This is a genomic window from Streptomyces sp. NPDC093510 (genome assembly GCF_040683555.1).
Lineage (GTDB): Bacteria > Actinomycetota > Actinomycetes > Streptomycetales > Streptomycetaceae > Streptomyces.
The window spans coordinates 40,472-56,116 of the sequence record NZ_JBFBEE010000008.1; the positions used below are offsets into that span (position 1 = coordinate 40,472).

General features: G+C 72.3%; 15 protein-coding genes. 7 read left to right on the top strand and 8 right to left on the bottom strand.

The annotated features are described in order from the left end of the window. Window positions 1-100 precede the first annotated feature (100 nt). A complete protein-coding gene (locus AB0N81_RS14485; RefSeq protein ID WP_365358420.1) occupies window positions 101-1,528 on the top strand; it encodes an MFS transporter in 1,428 nt (475 codons plus the stop codon). A 17-nt stretch (window positions 1,529-1,545) separates the two neighbouring features. On the opposite strand, the gene AB0N81_RS14490 is transcribed toward AB0N81_RS14485, so the two are convergent. Both AB0N81_RS14490 and AB0N81_RS14495 read right to left on the bottom strand, forming a co-directional pair. Next, on the bottom strand, window positions 1,546-2,787 hold the full coding sequence (locus AB0N81_RS14490) for a serine hydrolase domain-containing protein (protein WP_365358147.1): 1,242 nt from the start codon (window positions 2,785-2,787) through the stop codon (window positions 1,546-1,548). After that, window positions 2,784-4,319 (bottom strand): alpha/beta fold hydrolase, encoded by a 1,536-nt coding sequence (locus tag AB0N81_RS14495; RefSeq protein WP_365358148.1) that lies wholly within the window; start codon window positions 4,317-4,319, stop codon window positions 2,784-2,786. Before AB0N81_RS14495 ends, AB0N81_RS14490 begins: the two co-directional genes overlap by 4 nt. Before the next feature lie 225 nt (window positions 4,320-4,544). Here AB0N81_RS14495 and AB0N81_RS14500 point away from each other — a divergent pair, with 225 nt between their 5' ends. Beyond that, complete coding sequence (locus AB0N81_RS14500; protein ID WP_365358149.1) at window positions 4,545-5,534, top strand: aldo/keto reductase; 990 nt, start codon at window positions 4,545-4,547, stop codon at window positions 5,532-5,534. A gap of 19 nt (window positions 5,535-5,553) precedes the next feature. Further along, on the top strand, window positions 5,554-6,183 hold the full coding sequence (locus AB0N81_RS14505; RefSeq protein ID WP_365358150.1) for a DUF6314 family protein: 630 nt from the start codon (window positions 5,554-5,556) through the stop codon (window positions 6,181-6,183). On the opposite strand, the gene AB0N81_RS14510 is transcribed toward AB0N81_RS14505, so the two are convergent. Together AB0N81_RS14510 and AB0N81_RS14515 are read right to left on the bottom strand one after the other, a co-directional pair. Next, window positions 6,134-6,571: a GNAT family N-acetyltransferase gene (locus AB0N81_RS14510; protein WP_365358151.1), complete on the bottom strand. Its 438-nt coding sequence runs from the start codon at window positions 6,569-6,571 to the stop codon at window positions 6,134-6,136. The two genes, AB0N81_RS14505 and AB0N81_RS14510, sit on opposite strands and share 50 nt — an antisense overlap. 70 nt (window positions 6,572-6,641) lie before the next feature. Further along, window positions 6,642-8,078: a PLP-dependent aminotransferase family protein gene (locus AB0N81_RS14515; protein WP_365358152.1), complete on the bottom strand. Its 1,437-nt coding sequence runs from the start codon at window positions 8,076-8,078 to the stop codon at window positions 6,642-6,644. Here AB0N81_RS14515 and AB0N81_RS14520 point away from each other — a divergent pair. Together AB0N81_RS14520 and AB0N81_RS14525 are read left to right on the top strand one after the other, a co-directional pair. Then, window positions 8,077-9,021 (top strand): DMT family transporter, encoded by a 945-nt coding sequence (locus AB0N81_RS14520; RefSeq protein WP_365358153.1) that lies wholly within the window; start codon window positions 8,077-8,079, stop codon window positions 9,019-9,021. The genes AB0N81_RS14515 and AB0N81_RS14520 overlap by 2 nt on opposite strands. A 95-nt stretch (window positions 9,022-9,116) precedes the next feature. Further along, a complete protein-coding gene (locus AB0N81_RS14525) occupies window positions 9,117-9,311 on the top strand; it encodes a DUF1918 domain-containing protein (protein WP_365358154.1) in 195 nt (64 codons plus the stop codon). A gap of 1 nt (window position 9,312) precedes the next feature. Here the strand turns inward: AB0N81_RS14525 and AB0N81_RS14530 are convergent, their stop codons facing one another. Continuing rightward, the gene (locus AB0N81_RS14530) at window positions 9,313-10,557 is read right to left on the bottom strand and encodes a family 10 glycosylhydrolase (protein WP_365358155.1); all 1,245 of its coding nucleotides are present in this window, start codon (window positions 10,555-10,557) and stop codon (window positions 9,313-9,315) included. Window positions 10,558-10,746: 189 nt separating this feature from the next. Here AB0N81_RS14530 and AB0N81_RS14535 point away from each other — a divergent pair, with 189 nt between their 5' ends. Together AB0N81_RS14535 and AB0N81_RS14540 are read left to right on the top strand one after the other, a co-directional pair. Then, window positions 10,747-11,607: a 3-hydroxybutyryl-CoA dehydrogenase gene (locus AB0N81_RS14535; RefSeq protein WP_361733701.1), complete on the top strand. Its 861-nt coding sequence runs from the start codon at window positions 10,747-10,749 to the stop codon at window positions 11,605-11,607. Window positions 11,608-11,822: 215 nt separating this feature from the next. Beyond that, complete coding sequence (locus tag AB0N81_RS14540; RefSeq protein WP_365358156.1) at window positions 11,823-12,080, top strand: hypothetical protein; 258 nt, start codon at window positions 11,823-11,825, stop codon at window positions 12,078-12,080. Here the strand turns inward: AB0N81_RS14540 and AB0N81_RS14545 are convergent, their stop codons facing one another. The 3 genes from AB0N81_RS14545 to AB0N81_RS14555 all read right to left on the bottom strand — a co-directional run bounded on the left by AB0N81_RS14545 (window position 12,081) and on the right by AB0N81_RS14555 (window position 15,347). Next, a complete protein-coding gene (locus AB0N81_RS14545) occupies window positions 12,081-12,623 on the bottom strand; it encodes an NUDIX hydrolase (RefSeq protein ID WP_365358157.1) in 543 nt (180 codons plus the stop codon). It abuts the gene before it with no gap. Window positions 12,624-12,742: 119 nt separating this feature from the next. Beyond that, window positions 12,743-14,092, bottom strand: a complete 1,350-nt coding sequence (locus tag AB0N81_RS14550) for a transcriptional regulator (protein ID WP_365358158.1) — start codon at window positions 14,090-14,092, stop codon at window positions 12,743-12,745. Between the two features lie 292 nt (window positions 14,093-14,384). Further along, window positions 14,385-15,347, bottom strand: coding sequence for a PP2C family protein-serine/threonine phosphatase (locus AB0N81_RS14555; RefSeq protein WP_365358422.1), 963 nt, complete (start codon window positions 15,345-15,347; stop codon window positions 14,385-14,387). Window positions 15,348-15,645: the final 298 nt, after the last annotated feature.

The window sequence follows — 15,645 nt, forward strand, 5'->3', positions numbered from 1 at the left end:
TCAGCGGGACTCCACGACCGGGCCGGGGCTCCAGCGGGACTCCACGACCGGGCCGGGCCTCCAGCGGAACCTCACCCTCGCCTGCAGCGTCGTCGGCGCGATGGTCGTCGCGCTGGACGGCACCGCCCTGACCGTCGTCCAGCCCGCCCTCCAACGCGATCTGGACGCCTCGTTCACGCAGGTCCAGTGGACGAGCACCGGTTATCTGATCGCCGTGGCGAGTCTGCTCGTCTTCGCCGGGCGGCTCGGCGACCGGTACGGGCACCGGCGGGTCTTCGCCGTGGGGACGCTCGGCTTCGCGGCCGCGTCGGCGGGGGTCGGCCTCGCGTCCGGCGTGGGCTGGGTGATCGCGCTGCGCGTCACCCAGGGAATCTTCGGGGCGTTGCTCCAACCCGCGACGCTCGGCATGCTGCGGGCCGCTTTCCCGCCGGAGCGGCTCGGGATGCCGATCGCGTTGCGGACCAGCGCGATCGGCCTCTCCGCGGCGGCGGGCCCGGTGCTTGGCGGGGCGCTCGCCACCCAGCTGGGCTGGCGCTCCGTGTTCTACCTCAGCGTCGTGCCCGCGCTCCTGATCGGCGTACTGGCACTGGTGGTGCGGGTTCCTGCGGCACGGAACAGGGAGGGCACCCCTCCCGGACTCGACCCGGCCGGCGCCGGACTGCTCGCGGTGACGCTGGCGTGCCTGGTGCACACGCTGGTCGCCGTGCCTGAACAGGGCTGGACGGGGACCACCTCGGCAGGGCTCCTGGCGGCAGTCGTGGCGGGCGGCGCGTTCGTCCGGCACGAACGGCGGGCGGCGAGCCCACTGGTGCCGCCCCGCCTCCTCCGCTCGACCGCGGTCGGGCCCGCGCTCGGCATACTCGTCGCGGCGTCCGCGGCGATGTTCGGGGCACTGTTCGTCGGAACGTACTTCCTCCAGGACGTACTGGAGCTCGACCCGCTGCGCTGCGCCCTGTGGGCGCTGCCGCTCGCGGTGCTGATGGTGGTGAGCGCGCCGCTCTCCGCCGTACTGCTGCGGCGGCAGGGGCCACGGCGGACGATCACGGCGGCGATGGCGGTGCTCACCCTCGGCGTGCTGGCCCTTTCCCGCCTGGACGAGGCGTCGGGGCCGCTCGCGACCGGCGGCGGGTTCGCGCTCCTCGGGGCGGGGTTCGGCACGGTGATGGTGGCCGCCACGGCCGTCGTCGTACGCCATGCCCCGGTGGCCGACGCCGGGGTCGCCGGCGGCCTCCAGCAGACGGCGATGAACGTCGGCCCCACGGTGGGGATCGCCGTGGCGACGACCTCGATGACCGCCCTCGCGCCACGTACGGGAGAACGTGGTCCTCAGTGGCCGGACAGCGCGTTCCTCTCCGCGATGCCCCCCACGCTCACAACGCTGGCGGTGGTGGCCGCGCTCGGCGCCCTGGCAGCGACGCGGCTGCCCCGGTGGAACGCGGCACGGCCCGAGCGCGCGGCACCGGGGGACCAGGGCCCGGGCGGGACGTCCCGCCTGCCGCGCGGCGCCGGCCCGAGCTCCCCCGCCTGAACGGCGCGGCCCCCTCCTCACACCCCCGCGACCAGCACCTCGTCCACCAGCCGAAGCTCCGCCCGCGCCTGCGCCTCGTGTGCCTCGGCGTCGTCGACGCGCAGAGTGAACGCCGCGCTGGTCACGGCCGTCGCGCCGTCCGCGGTGACGCCGCCCCCGCTGACGAAGCCGAGGCTGGTCCCGCCGTGGAACCAGACGCCGTCCGCACGCCCGGCGACGGGACGCCAGGCGATGCCCAGGCCGTAGCGGACCCCGTCGGCCGGTATCCAGTCCCGCACGGGCACGGTCCTCTTCATCGCCGCGAGCTGCGCAGGCCGCAGCAGCCGCCCGCCGAACAGGGCACGGAGGAAGACACCGTGGTCGTGTGTCGTGGAGATGAGGCAGCCGTCCGCGCCTCCGCCGAAGCCGAGGCTCGTCTCCGTGGGGCGGGTCTCGTCCGGGAAGTACGTATAGCCGGTGGCCGTCGGCTGCGGCACGTAGGGCGAGGTGCCGGGCGTGAACGTGGCGCGCAGGCCGAGCGGTTCGATGATCCGCTCGTGGACCTCCTGGGCCCAGGGGTGCCCGGTGACCGCCTCGACGAGCATCCCCGCGACGACGTAGTTGGTGTTGGAGTACTCCCAGCGCCGCTCGTTCGCCGGGTCGTCGGCGTCCGGCAGCCACTGCGGCGGCTTGCCGAGGGCCTCCGTCAGCTGCTCCTGTGCCGTCTGTGAGCGGAAGCGGTTGCGCCGGTACGCCTCGGGGGTGAAGCCGCCGCTGTCCTCGGTGATGTACTCGTTGAGGCCGCTGGTCTGCCGCAGCAGGTTGGTGACGGTGATCCGACGGCCGTCGTTGCCGTGCCCGCGGATCACCCCGGGCAGCCACCGTTCGACGGTGTCGGTGAGCTTCAGCCGCCCTTCGCCGACGAGTTGCAGGACGACGGTCGCGGTGTAGGTCTTGGTGTCGCTGCCGACGCGGTAGTACGCGTCCCAGGGCACCGGGCCCTTCCCGGGGGCGTCGAGGTCGGCGACTCCGGCGCGTGCGGTGGTGCGGCCGCGCGCGTCCTGCACCTCGGCGAGGACGCCGCTCGCGCCGGTGGCGCGGATGGCGTCGACGCCGCGCTGGAGGGCACGCCCGCGTGGGCCGCGCGGGCCGTGCGGGGTACGGGGGGCACGGGGAGCATGGGGAGCATGCGAGGCGGCCGAGGCCGGGACCGCGGCCGTCCCCGCGAGCAGTGCCGCTGCGGCCGCCGTGAGGCCGGTGCGCCTGCTGATCTCATTCACTGGGTCTTCTCCGTCTTCAGGTCCGTCTTCGGGTCCGTCTTCAGGTCCGCCTTCGGCTCCGTCTTCGCGCAGGTGATGTCTTCGGCGGGCAGCTTGCCGTCGCGCAGGTAGGTGTTCACGGCGTCGTCGGCGCACGGGACCGGGGTGAGGCCGTCGTTGCCGCGTCCGTAGACGCCGTGCGAGCGGATGTCCGCCGTGACGAGGCGGGATCCCTCAAGCTTCTGGTGCAGGGCGAGGGCGCCCTCGTACGGGACGTTGTTGTCGTACTTGGCCTGGAGCAGCAGGACGGGCACACCGTTGCGGATCTTCGTGCCGGGTTCGCGGGGTTGGGTCCCCCAGAACGCGCACGGGGCGATCATTCCGTTGACGTACGGCCCGAAGACCGGCTGGGTGGCGCGGCTGCGCTGCATGTTCTTCCAGTACGTCTCCGGGTTCTTCGGCCAGCCGCCCGCGGGCCAGCCCCCGTCGCCGCACATGAAGATCGCGCCGCCCACCATGCTGTCCGCGAGCTCCGGCGAGGAGAGCAGCTCCAGCAGGCCCTTGAGCGCCGACCCCGGCTCGAACTGCTCCCCCGCGGCCGCCTTCTTCAGGTCGGCGACGACTCCGGCGAGCTGCGGGTCGTTCTCCTCGTGCTGGACGAGCTGCTTGAAGATGATCCGCAGCAGTGGGGCGTTGAGGCTGAGCCCCTCGACAGGGATGGGGTACCGCTCGGCGCGCGCCAGCAACTTCCGCACATCGGCGCGCACTTGGCCCTTCAGGGCTGCTTCCGCGGGCGCACCCGACCGCTGGAACAGTTCGTACTGCGTGGCCGCCGGGTCGGTCGAGGAGTCCAGGACGATCCGGTCGGCCCGGCGCGGAAACATCTGGGTGTAGACGGCGCCGAGGTCGGCTCCGTACGAGATGCCGTAGTACGACAGCCTGCGCTCGCCGAGCGCCGCCCGGATGGCGTCCATGTCGCGGGCCACGTTGCGGGTCGAGGCGTGCGGGAGCAACTCGGCGTTGTCGCCGTGCTCCTGGCAGCGGAGCGCGGTGTCGCGCGCGGACCGCACGGAGTCCTCGAAGTCGCGGCGCGGCGTGGTCGTCCCGGTGGGTGGGGCGGGCGGCGGCGCCTCGCCGCAGGTGACGGGGGTGCTCTCACCGAGGAAGCGGGGGTCGAAGCCGATCAGGTCGTAGCGGTCCGCCACATCCTTCAGCGCGGGCCGCAGAGCGAGGGTGTTGGCGAGCCCGGAGCCGCCCGGCCCGCCCGGGTTCGAGAGCAGGATGCCGCGCCGCTCACCCGGCGACTTCGCCTTGACGCGGGAGACCGCGATCTCGATCGTACGGCCGCCGGGGTCGGCGTGATCGAGCGGCACGGTGACCTTCGCGCACTGCGCGCCCGCCTCGTTCAGCTCCTTCTGCTCCGCTGAGCAGCGTCCCCAACTGAGCTTCTGGTGCTGGCCTTTGGGCGCTTCGGGAAGGTCCGCGGCGGCCACTCCGCTCGCGAGTAATCCGACGAGGCCGAGGCCCGCGGTGACTGCTGACGCGACGCGCATCGTGCTCCTTGGTGCGGTGGGAAGGTAATCCGTCGGGCAGGTTAAGAGGTGATCCATACGCTAGAAACGTGCGCGCCCCCGGACCATCGGGCTACCGGGCCGAACCCCCCTGGGGACAGCCCCCGTACACGCGCTCCGGTTCCCGGCAGCACCGCCTTGACCTGGAGTCCGCTCCAGCTCCTAGTGTCGGAGCCGATCACCGGGCACATCCCAGGAGGTACCACCATGACCAGCCTTCCCACGCGCCGGCTCGGCGCGCTGACCGTCTCCGCGCAGGGCCTCGGATGCATGGGGATGAGCCACGGCTACGGCACGTCGGACGACGCGCAGTCCGTCGCGACGATCCACCGCGCCCTCGACCTCGGCGTCACCCTCTTCGACACCTCCGACTTCTACGGCGGCGGCCACAACGAACAGCTCATCGGCCGCGCCCTCGCCGGTCCGCGGCGCGAACAGGCCGTCGTCGCCACGAAGTTCGGCTTCGCCAACCGGCTCGGCGAGCCCACCCTCATCCGGGGCGACGCGGCGTACGTACGGGAGGCCTGCGACGCCTCGCTGCGCCGCCTCGGCGTCGACCACATCGACCTCTACTACCAGCACCGGGTCGACACGACCGTGCCGATCGAGGAGACCGTCGGCGCGATGTCCGAGCTGGTCGCGGCGGGCAAGGTGCGCCACCTCGGGCTCTCCGAGGCCGGTGCGCGCACCCTGCGGCGGGCGCACGCCGTGCACCCGATCGCCGCGCTGCAGAGCGAGTGGTCGCTGTGGACCCGGGATCTGGAGGCGGAGATCGCACCGGTCTGCCGCGAGCTCGGCATCGGCCTGGTGCCGTTCTCGCCGCTCGGGCGCGGCTTCCTCACCGGCCGCTACACCTCGCTCGACGGGCTGCCGGAGGACGACCTGCGCCGCACGCAGCCCCGCTTCACCGACGGCAACCTGGAGCGGAACCTGTCCATCGTGGACACGCTCGACGCGCTCGCCGCCGAGAAGGGTGTCACCGCCGGGCAGCTCGCGCTCGCCTGGGTGCAACACCGCGGTGACGACGTGGTGCCGATCCCGGGCACGCGGCGCGAGAAGTACCTGGAGGAGAACCTCGGGGCCGTCGCGATCGAGCTGTCCGCCGACGAGCTCGCCGCGATCGACGCGGCGGCCCCCGCGGGCCGGGTCGCGGGCACGCGGTACGACGAGCGCAGCCTCGCGGCCGTGAACAAGTAGGGACACGTAGCCTGCGGGTATGTCCTTTCCCGACGAGACAACCGGTATCGGCGCCGACGTCTGCGTCGGTGCCGATACCCGTGCCGATACCCGTGCCGGTGCCGGTGCCGGTGCCGATACCGGTGCCGGCGCGGACCTCGGCGCCGTCTCCGCGTTCCGTCCCGTACCGGACGTCCTGGCCCATCTCGCGGGTGAGTGGCGCGTCGAGCGAACGGTCCGCGACCTCACGGACGGCTCCGAGGGCCGCTTCACCGGTACGGTGCTCTTCTCGCCGCTGCCCGCCCCGGACACCGGCGGCCTCCTCCACCACGAGTCGGGCACCTTCACCTGGCACGGCACCGCACGCCCGGCCGAGCGCACGCTGCGCTTCCTGCCCGGCGAGGAGCGCGGCACCGCCCGCGTGGAGTTCGCCGACGGCCGCTTCTTCCACGACCTGGACCTGCGCACGGGCAGCTGGACGGCGGACCACCCCTGCGTGCGTGACCTCTACCGCGGCGAGTTCGAGGTGACCGGCTCGGACAGCTGGCGCACGCGGTGGCGGGTCGGCGGCCCGGCGAAGGACCTGCTGCTCGTCACGGAGTACCGGCGGACGCGGCGCCTCACTGGGTGCCGCGCGCCATCCAGTTCTCCGGGGTCTCCAGGGCCTTGAAGCCGAGCTTCTCGTAGACGCCGTGCGCGTCCGCCGTGGCGAGCAGCGTCCGCCGCACGCCGTACGGCTCCAGGTGCGCGCAGACCGCGCCGACGAGCGCGACACCGAGCCCCTTGCCACGCGCGTCCGGCGCGACGTACACATCGCACAGCCAGGCGAACGTGGCCCGGTCGGTCACCACGCGCGCGTACGCGACCTGCTCCCCCGAACTCTCCTCGTACACCCCGAAGTTGACCGAGCCCGCGATCGCCGCGTCCTGCTTGTCACGGCTGCGCCCGAGCGCCCAGTAGGCGTCGGTGGAGAGCCAGTGGTGGACACGGGCGGCGTCTATACGGGCGGGATCGGCGGATATCTCGTACCCGTCGGGGAGGTCAGCACTCTCGTTCATGGGACGAGCCTCGCAGCCGTCGCACGGCGAAGTCGAGCGGATTCCGCCTGGCGGGACAGGTCGTCGGCGGCTACCCCAGCACCTCGTCGCACGCCACCCGCAGCCGGCGCACCCCCTCGGTGATCTCCCCCACTCCGGCGACCGCCGCGAAGCTCAGCCGGACGTGGCCGGCGGAGGGCTCGGCCGCGAAGTACGGGCGGCCGGGAGCCACGGCCACGCCCGCGCGAAGGGCCGCGGAGGCGAACGCTGACTCGTCCACGCCGTCGGGCAACCGCAGCCACAGGTTGTAGCCGCCCGCCGGGATGTGCGGCACCGTGAACTCGGGCAGGCGCAGCCGCAGCGCCGCCGACATGGCGTCCCTGCGCTCCTTCAACTCCCCGGCGACGGCCCGCAGATGGCGCGGCCAGGCCGGGGAGCCGACCAGTTCGAGCGCCGCCTCCTGGAGCGGCCGCGGCACGAAGAAGTGGTCGACGACCTGGATGGCGCGCAGCCGTTCGAGGACGGGGCCGCGGGCGGCGAGCGCGCTGACGCGGAAGCTCGGCGAGGTGGCCTTGGTGAGCGAGCAGACGTGGACGACGACGCCGTCGTGGTCGTCGGACGAGAGCGGGCGGGGCAGCGGCCCGGCGTCCTCGTGGACGAGGCGGCGCACGAAGTCGTCCTCGATGACGAACGCCCCCGCCTCGCGGGCGATCCGCAGGACCTCGGGGCGACGCTCGGCCGACAGCACGGCGCCGGTCGGGTTCTGGAACAGCGGCTGGCAGACGAAAACGCGGGCGCCCGTCGCCCGGAACGCGGCCTCCAGGAGCTGGGGGCGCACCCCGTCGGTGTCGACGGGGACGGGCACGGGCCGCAGTCCCGCCGCCCGCGCGATCGCCAGCATGCCCGGATACGTCGGGGACTCGACGAGGACCGGCGCGCCGGGCGGAGCGAGCGCCCGCAGGGCCGTCGTCAGCGCGCTCTGGCCGCCCGCCGTGATCAGCACCTCGGCGGCCGTGATCGCCCCGCCGATGCCCCGGGCGAACCACTCGCGCAGCTCGGGCAGGCCGTCGACCGGCGGCCGCCCCCACGCGCCGGGCCGCCGCCCCGCCCGCGCGAGGGCCGCCGCCATCGCGCGCTCGGGCTGCAGCGCGGGGTTCAGGTAGCCGCCGTTGAACTCGATGACGCCTGGCGGTGGCGCGGCGAGCGTGGCCAGGACCCCGGACGCGTCGACCGAGCGCGGCACGAGTTCCGCGGCGGCGTCGGCGCTCAGCGTCACCTCCTGCCACGAGGTGTCCCCCGCGGGCGCGGCGGGCGCCGACGCTTCGGCGCGGAAGACGCCCGCGCCTGGCCGGGTGACGACGAGCCCTTCGGCGGCCAGCTGCGCGAGGGCCCGCGACACGGTCACCGGACTCACCTTGAACCGTTCGACGAGCGACCGGCTCGACGGCAGCTTTCCGCCTGGGGAGTAGCGATCCAGCTCACTCCGTAGACTTTTCGCCAGTTCAGCCACACTGCTACTGTCATGCATGACAGCACAGGATAGCGCTACTCTCCCGAACCGGATAGCGGTCCCGGCCCCCGCGGAGACACCTCGGACGCCCCGCCCCTCCGGCACCCGCCGCACCGGCACCGTGCTGGCCGCCCTCGGCGTCACCGCCTTCTCCCTCACCTTCCCCTCCACCGCCTGGGGCCTCGAAGGCATCGGCCCGTGGAGCTTCGTGACCCTGCGCGGCGTGCTCGCCGCCCTCGTCGCGGGCGGCTGTCTGCTCGCCCTGCGCGTCGCGGTCCCGCACCGCCGCCACTGGGCGGGGCTCGCCGTGGTCGGCGCGGGCGTCGTCGTCGGTTTCCCGCTGCTCACCACACTCGCGCTGCAGACCTCCACCACCGCGCACGCCGCCGTGGTCGTCGGCCTGCTCCCCCTGACGACGGCCGTCTTCTCGGCGCTGCGCACCGGGGCGCGCCCCTCCCGGGCGTTCTGGGCGGCGGCGCTCGCCGGGGCCGCCGCCGTCATCGCGTTCACCGTGCAGCAGAGCGGCGGCGCCCTGACCACGGCCGACCTCTACCTCTTCGGCGCGCTGCTGATCTGTGCGGCCGGTTACACGGAGGGCGGCAGGCTGGCCCGCGAGATGCCCGGCTGGCAGGTCATCGGCTGGGCGCTGATCCTGTGCCTGCCGCTCAACATCGTGGGCGCGCTGCTGGCCCTGCCCCACGAGTCCTTCCAGCTCACCGGGCACAGCACGGCGGGCCTGCTGTACGCCGCGATCGGCTCCCAGTTCCTCGGCCTGGTCGTCTGGTACCGGGGCATGGCCGTGATCGGTGTCCCCAAGGCCAGCCAGCTGCAGCTCGCCCAGCCGCTGCTGACCCTGGTCTGGTCGGTCTTCCTGCTCGGCGAGCACCTCACCGTGGCCGCGCCGCTCACGGCCGCCGCCGTCCTCGTCTGCATCGCGGTCACCCAACGGGCCCGCGGCTGAGCCGCGGTACGCCGCACCAGGCTTCAACTCCCGCCACCCGTCGTAGACTGACGGCCACGGATCGCGACCGCAGAGCGGACGAGGGAGCACTCCACATGCGCGCAACCGTAGGTGACCGACTGCTGGTGCACGGCAGGATCGTCGGGCAGCACAACCGGACGGCGGAGATCATCGAGGTACTGGGCCCGGACGGCAGCCCGCCGTACCGCGTCCGTTTCGACGACGGACACGAGACCCTGATGTCGCCGGGCCCCGACACCGTCGTACGGCATCAGGACCCGGCTCCGTAGCTCAGGCGGATCCGCGCGGTGGCTTCGCCGGCTCCTGGTAGTGGTCGGCGACCACCCGGGCCATCGCGCCGTTCCTGTCGACGCCGACCTCCTTGGCGGAGAAGTAGATGTGCCCGCGCACCTCGTCGTAGCCCTTGGCGTACGTGAGGTGCCGGGACAGCTCCGCCGGGTCCTGCCAGGCCGGGGGCTGCGCGGGGTCGCCCGCCTTGTAGAGCGCCTCACCGATGTACAGGCGCACGCCGGTGCCGCGCACGACGTCGTTCCACCACGGGATGAGCTTGGCGTAGTCCGCCGCGGGGAAGCCGATGTTCCAGTAGACCTGCGGGACGATGTAGTCGATCCAGCTCTTCTTCACCCAGCCGCGCGTGTCCGCGTACAGGTCGTCGTAGGTCTGCACCCCGGCCCGGGTGTCCGAGCCCGTCGGGTCGGTCGCGATGTTGCGCCAGACCGCGAAGGGGCTGATCCCGAACTGCGTCTGCCGCCGCGCCTTCTTCACCCGGCCCGACATCTCGCGCACCAACCGGTCGATGTTGTCCCGCCGCCAGGACGCCCGGTCCGGGAAGCCGCCGCCGTACTCCTCGAAGGCGGCGTCGTCGTCGAAGACCTGGCCCGCGACGGGGTACGGGTAGAAGTAGTCGTCCCAGTGCACCGCGTCGATCGGGTACTTGCGGACGGCGTCCAGCATCGCGTCCTGGACGAAGCGCCGCACCGCGGGCAGGCCCGGGTTGTAGTAGAGCTTCCCGCCGTACGGCACGACCCAGTCGGGGTGCACCCGCGCGGGGTGCGTGGCCACCAGACGCGACGGGTCGGTGTGGTTGGCGATCCTGAAGGGGTTGAACCACGCGTGCAGTTCCAGGCCCCTGCGGTGCGCCTCGTGCACGGCGGTGCCCAGCGGGTCCCAGCCCGGGTCCTTGCCCTGCGTCCCGGTGAGGTACTCCGACCACGGCTCGTACGGCGAAGGCCACAGCGCGTCGGCGGTGGGCCGCACCTGGAAGACCACCGCGTTGAGTCTGCGGCTCGCGGCCGAGTCCAGGAAGGCCAGGAGCTCGCTGCGCTGCTGTGCCGCCGGGAGTCCCGGCTTGGAGGGCCAGTCGCGGTTGACGACGCTCGCCAGCCACATGCCCCGCAGTTCGCGCTTCTTCTTCGGGCGCCGGTCGGGAGCGGCGGCCGCGTCACCCGCCGCCGCCAGACCGACGACCGTCGCCGCGGCCACCACCGAGAAACCTCGACGTGACATACGCCTCATCTGCATGCCCCCTGAGCTCGCTGTGCACCGGCACCCCTTGCCGGTTGCGGACAGCATGCCCGACCCGGCCCGCCATGGACCCCTCATTGCGGAGTAACGTTCACGGCCGAGGCAGGCACCGCATCCAAACGGGGGTACGGGGGCCTGCCGGTCCCGTTGATCAGCGAAAGGCACGAGGTGACCGACTCCATGACCGATATCGCACGCGTCGGAGTGGTGGGCTGTGGCCAGATGGGCGCCGGAATCGCAGAGGTCTGCGCCCGCTCCGGACTGGACGTGAAGGTCGCGGAGACCACCGGCGAGGCCCTGGAAATCGGGCGGACGCGGCTGTACAACTCGCTCTCCAAGGCGGCCGAGCGCGGCAAGATCTCCGACGAGGAGCGCGACGCGACGCTGGATCGCCTCAGCTTCACCACCGACCTCGGCGAGTTCGCCGACCGTGACCTGGTCATCGAGGCCGTGGTGGAGAACGAGCAGGTCAAGACCGAGATCTTCCAGGTCCTCGACCAGGTGGTGACCCGGCAGGACGCGATCCTCGCCTCCAACACCTCCTCCATCCCGCTGGTGAAGCTGGCCGTCGCGACCTCGCGTCCCGACCAGGTCATCGGCATCCACTTCTTCAACCCGGCGCCGGTGCAGCAGCTCGTCGAGCTGATCCCCGCGCTGACCACGTCCGAGGGCACCATCAGCCGCGCCCAGGCCGTGGTCGAGAAGATCCTCGGCAAGCACGCGATCCGCGCCCAGGACCGCTCGGGCTTCGTGGTCAACGCGCTGCTCATCCCGTATCTGCTCTCCGCGATCCGGATGTTCGAGTCGGGCATCGCGAGCCGCGAGGACATCGACAACGGCATGGAGATGGGCTGCGCCCACCCGATGGGTCCGCTCAAGCTCTCCGACCTGATCGGCCTGGACACGGTCGCCTCGGTCGCCGACTCCATGTACGCCGAGTACAAGGAGCCGCTGTACGCCGCTCCCCCGCTGCTGCAGCGGATGGTGGACGCCGGACGCCTCGGCAGGAAGTCCGGCTCGGGCTTCTACACGTACGCCTGACGGGGTTCGACGACAGGCTCTCACTCCCCGTACGAACACTCTCCGTACCCGACGGGCCCGGCACTCCTTCGAGTGCCGGGCCCGCGGCGTTCACACACCGTGTGCGCTGGGGGCTCGCATATGCCCATCGCACACTCTCCCGCCCCGCCCGCCGTGCGAGTTCACTTTCTGTGCGGATGAAGGGGGGATGCGCCATTACAGAGAGGAGTGGTCTCGTGACCACCGACGGCGAGAGTGCCGTGGTCCCGGAAGAACTCGCTGAGTTGCGTCGCAGCCTGGACGTGGGGCTCGCCCGCGTCGACGGACGGCTGGCGTTGCTGACTCAGCACGACGAACAGACCGCCAAGAACGTGGAGTCCATGGAGGCCCGGGTCGCCGCGCTGGAGAACACACGCTGGCCACTGCCGACCATCGCCGCTCTCGCGGCGGTCGCGGCGGTCGCGGTGGCGGTCTGGCAGGCCATCGGTCGCTGACTAGCTCGCGTCCTGACCGAGGCGCAGATGGTGGAGGAGGAGGAGCGCCGCGGCCATGTTGGCGGCCGGCACCTCGCCGCGGGACACCATGTCGGGGACCAGCTTGAGCGGGACCCACTCACGGCGGTCCGACTCGAAGTCGTCCTCGGGATGACCGATGTACGTCCCTTCGTCGGACCAGTAGATGTGATGCAGGGCATCGGTGAGCCCGTTGGACGGTTCCACGCTCATGAGGTGCCGCAGCGGGCCCGGCCGCCACCCGGTCTCCTCCTCCATCTCGCGTGCCGCCGCGTACGCGAGGTCCTCGCCGTCCTCGACGACGCCTGCCGCGAGCTCCCAGCCCCAGCTGTCGGTGATGAAGCGGTGCCGCCACAGCAGGAGCACTTCGTTGGCGTCGTTGACGACGGTGGCCACGGCGACGGGCCGCAGCCGTATCAGGAAGTGGTCCAGATGCCGGCCGTCGGGCAGTTCGACATCGGCGAGATTGACCGTGAACCACCGGTTTCCATACACAGTTTGTTCGCTCTGTTTCGTCCACTGCACGGTTCTGCCACCTTCCGACGATTAGATGGCAATATCGCAGCAGGGGAAACATCCGAGCAGCGTGTGCGCGGCTCAGAACGGTGTGCGCGCGACGCCCGGACGGCGGCGCGCGGAGCGCGTCACAGCGGTACGCGCAGCGCCCCGGCGATGAGTTCGGCCGCCTCGGCCGTGCCCGCGCAGTCACTGCGGACGAGGTGCTCGCGCACCGCGCGCAGCCGGTCGCGCAGTCTCTGGGACTCCATTCCCCGGGCCTGTTCTGCCATTTCCACCGCCGTGGCCACCGCCTCGTCGGTGTTGCCCTGGCGCAGTTCGATCTGGCTGAGCATGGCGAGCCGGTGCACCCGCCCCCGGTCGTGCGCCGGAGTGTCCACGGCCGCCGCGGCGTGCTCGCGGGCGCTGACCAGATCGCCGAGGCTCAGCAGTGCCTCCGCCACTTGCACATTGACCAGACCGGGCTGGACATAGCCCGTCTCGTCCGGCTCACGGCCGCGCAGAATCCGATCGGCCGCCGCCTCCGCACGCCGGATGCAGGACAGCGCGCTCCTGCCGTCGCCGAGGTGCGCGTACGCCTTGGCCTGCATCGCGTACAGGTCGGAGGCGAGCGCCGGGGTGAGGTCGCGCCCCGCCGCCCGCAGCGCCGCCTCCGCGAACGCCACGGCCTGCCGGTACTCGCGCATGAACAGCGACTGGTTGACGAGGAGCGCGATCACATACGCGCCGAGCCCCGTGTCGCCGCTGGCCTTGGCCAGGCGCAACGCCTGGTGGAAGTAGCGCTGAGCCAGGCCGTGCGCGTCGGAGTCATAGGCGCAGATCCCCGCGATGGCCACCAACCCGCCCGTGGAACGGTGCAGTTGACGGCCCATCTCGTCCGTATAGCTGCCGCGCAGCAGGGGTGCGGCCTCGGCGTTGAGGAAGCCGACGATGCGGGTGCGGGTCGCGATGCCGCCGGTCTTGCGGTACATCTGCTCGTAGTGGGCGCGGGCGGCGCGCATCATCTCGATGTCGGCCGTGCTGACGGGGTGCCGTCCGCCGCGGGACACGTCGACGTCGTCGGGCGGGTTCTCCCACTCCCAGACGGGCATCACGGCGGGCGTTCCGGTGACGGCGGGCGCGCCGAGCAGGTGCGGCCGCTGCTGTTCGTCCGAGCGCCAGAGGGCGGTGGCCCGTTCCACGAAACCGGAGAGCGTGGAGGCGGCGGAGCCGGTCCGGACGGCGGGGGCGCCGGGCAGGCCGAGGCCGATGTCGTCCAGGGTGACGGGCCGCTGCAGCCGGGCGGCGAGCACCTCGCAGATCAGGTCGGGCACCTGGCCGCGCGGCCGCTGGCCCTTCAACCAGCGTGACACGGCGGTGTGTTCGTACCGCAACGCGAGACCCCGGGACCTGCCGACCTGGTTCACATGCGCGGCGAGTCCCGCGTGGGAGATGCCGGCTTCGTCGAGGATCGCGTCGAGCAGAGTGTTGGGCTGCATGGGTGCCCTCCGGTGGCTCGGTGCTGTTCAGATTAGTGGAGGTCCCTTCACACGGGGTGTGAACGGAGTGCCCGGATCCGGGGGGTGTGCGCTCTGCCGCACGGTGGGTGGGATCGCTTGACTGAGATGCCTCATCAGTTAAGGAGGCCGGACGGGCCACCGGCTCCCCCCTCGAAAAAGCACGGTGGCCCTCACTGGCGTCATCCGTCCCGCCGTCTGCCGAACAACTCCATGGCGGGGCGGATGACGTATGCCGCTCTCCGGGAACTGTCTCCCGGTCACCCGCCGGTCGTCAGCCGCCGGTCATGGAGCGGGCGTGCCGCTCAGGTTCCGGCTCCGGCGGCTCCGGCGGCTCCGACTTCTGGACCGGGACCCTCTTCCGGTCGTTGCGCAGCACGAGCAGCGCCGCGTCGTCGGACGGCAACTGACCGGTATGGCGCAGGAGTTCGGCGTAGACCTCGTGGATGAGGCCCTGCGGGGAGACCGGCGGGGCGTCGTCGGCCGCTTCGGCGAGCGCGGCCCGCAACGGGAAGAACGTCCCCGCCGCGTCCCGCGCGTCCTCCATGCCGTCCGTGTGCAGGACGAGCGCCTCGCCGGGCAGCAACCGTCCGCAGCCGAGCACCGGAAGTTCGGCGGGGAGCGGGAAGGACCCGAGCGGCGGCAGCGGCTCACTGTCCGTCAGGGGACGGGCGGTGTCACTGAGCAGGTAGGGCCAGGGATGGCCGCAGTTGAGCGCCGAGATCTCGCCGTCCGCGCCGATCTCCAGAAGCAGTACGGTGACGAACTCCTCGGACAGCGGGCTCTCCGGCGCCGCGTTGCCGCTCGCCGGATGCTCGCCGCGCGAGCGCTCGCGAAGATGGCGCCCGAGGGCCCGCTCCAAACGGCGCAGCACCAGGGGCAGTTCGGGCTCCTCGTGCGCGGCCTCGCGGAAACTGCCGAGCACGGCGGCGACGGTCCCGATGGCGGAGAGGCCGTGGCCCCGCACATCACCCATGACCACACGGACGCCGTGCTCGGTGGCGGCCACCTCGTACAGATCGCCCCCGACAGAGGCGCCCCGCGACGCGGAGAGCCGTCCGACGGCGAGAGTGAGCCCTTCGACGCGGGGCGGCAGCGGTCTCAGGAGTACGTTCTGCGCGGCGCCCGCGACCTCGCGGATCTGCCGCAACTCCCGCAGCAGCACCCGGCGGACGTGAAGTATGAGCCCGGTGCCGACGGCGAAGAAGACGGCGCTGCTGACGATCCGCGCCCCCATGCTGTCCTGTGTGGCGAGCGGGCAGGCCAGTTTGTACGTGATGGCGACGGCGCCCCACACCGTCGGCAGGCCCAGCGTGAGCACACGCCGGGCTCCTTGACGCTCTATGGGCACGAGCGGAGGGGTGGCGCCTGCCCGGGGACCTCCGCGGCGGACGCGCGGGCATCTGGCGCGCACTCTCCCCCGAAGCGTCGCCCGGCAGGGGACTCCAGTCCTGATACGGATCATGCCGATGTCCCCCCTAGGCCCGGTGGAGCAAGCAGGCCGGCCCTTACGGCCGGGTCGATTCTGTCTACCG

Excerpts from the sequence above, each read along its gene's own strand:
- AB0N81_RS14525 (WP_365358154.1), top strand. The coding sequence starts at position 9,117 with ATGCGCGCAACCGTAGGTGACCGACTGCTGGTGCACGGCAGGATCGTC.
- AB0N81_RS14520 (WP_365358153.1), top strand. The coding sequence starts at position 8,077 with ATGACAGCACAGGATAGCGCTACTCTCCCGAACCGGATAGCGGTCCCG.
- AB0N81_RS14550 (WP_365358158.1), bottom strand. The coding sequence starts at position 14,092 with ATGCAGCCCAACACTCTGCTCGACGCGATCCTCGACGAAGCCGGCATC.
- AB0N81_RS14530 (WP_365358155.1), bottom strand. The coding sequence starts at position 10,557 with ATGAGGCGTATGTCACGTCGAGGTTTCTCGGTGGTGGCCGCGGCGACG.
- AB0N81_RS14510 (WP_365358151.1), bottom strand. The coding sequence starts at position 6,571 with ATGAACGAGAGTGCTGACCTCCCCGACGGGTACGAGATATCCGCCGAT.
- AB0N81_RS14500 (WP_365358149.1), top strand. The coding sequence starts at position 4,545 with ATGACCAGCCTTCCCACGCGCCGGCTCGGCGCGCTGACCGTCTCCGCG.
- AB0N81_RS14505 (WP_365358150.1), top strand. The coding sequence starts at position 5,554 with ATGTCCTTTCCCGACGAGACAACCGGTATCGGCGCCGACGTCTGCGTC.
- AB0N81_RS14515 (WP_365358152.1), bottom strand. The coding sequence starts at position 8,078 with ATGCATGACAGTAGCAGTGTGGCTGAACTGGCGAAAAGTCTACGGAGT.
- AB0N81_RS14495 (WP_365358148.1), bottom strand. The coding sequence starts at position 4,319 with ATGCGCGTCGCGTCAGCAGTCACCGCGGGCCTCGGCCTCGTCGGATTA.
- AB0N81_RS14485 (WP_365358420.1), top strand. The coding sequence starts at position 101 with ATGGTCGTCGCGCTGGACGGCACCGCCCTGACCGTCGTCCAGCCCGCC.
- AB0N81_RS14535 (WP_361733701.1), top strand. The coding sequence starts at position 10,747 with ATGACCGATATCGCACGCGTCGGAGTGGTGGGCTGTGGCCAGATGGGC.
- AB0N81_RS14555 (WP_365358422.1), bottom strand. The coding sequence starts at position 15,347 with ATGGGGGCGCGGATCGTCAGCAGCGCCGTCTTCTTCGCCGTCGGCACC.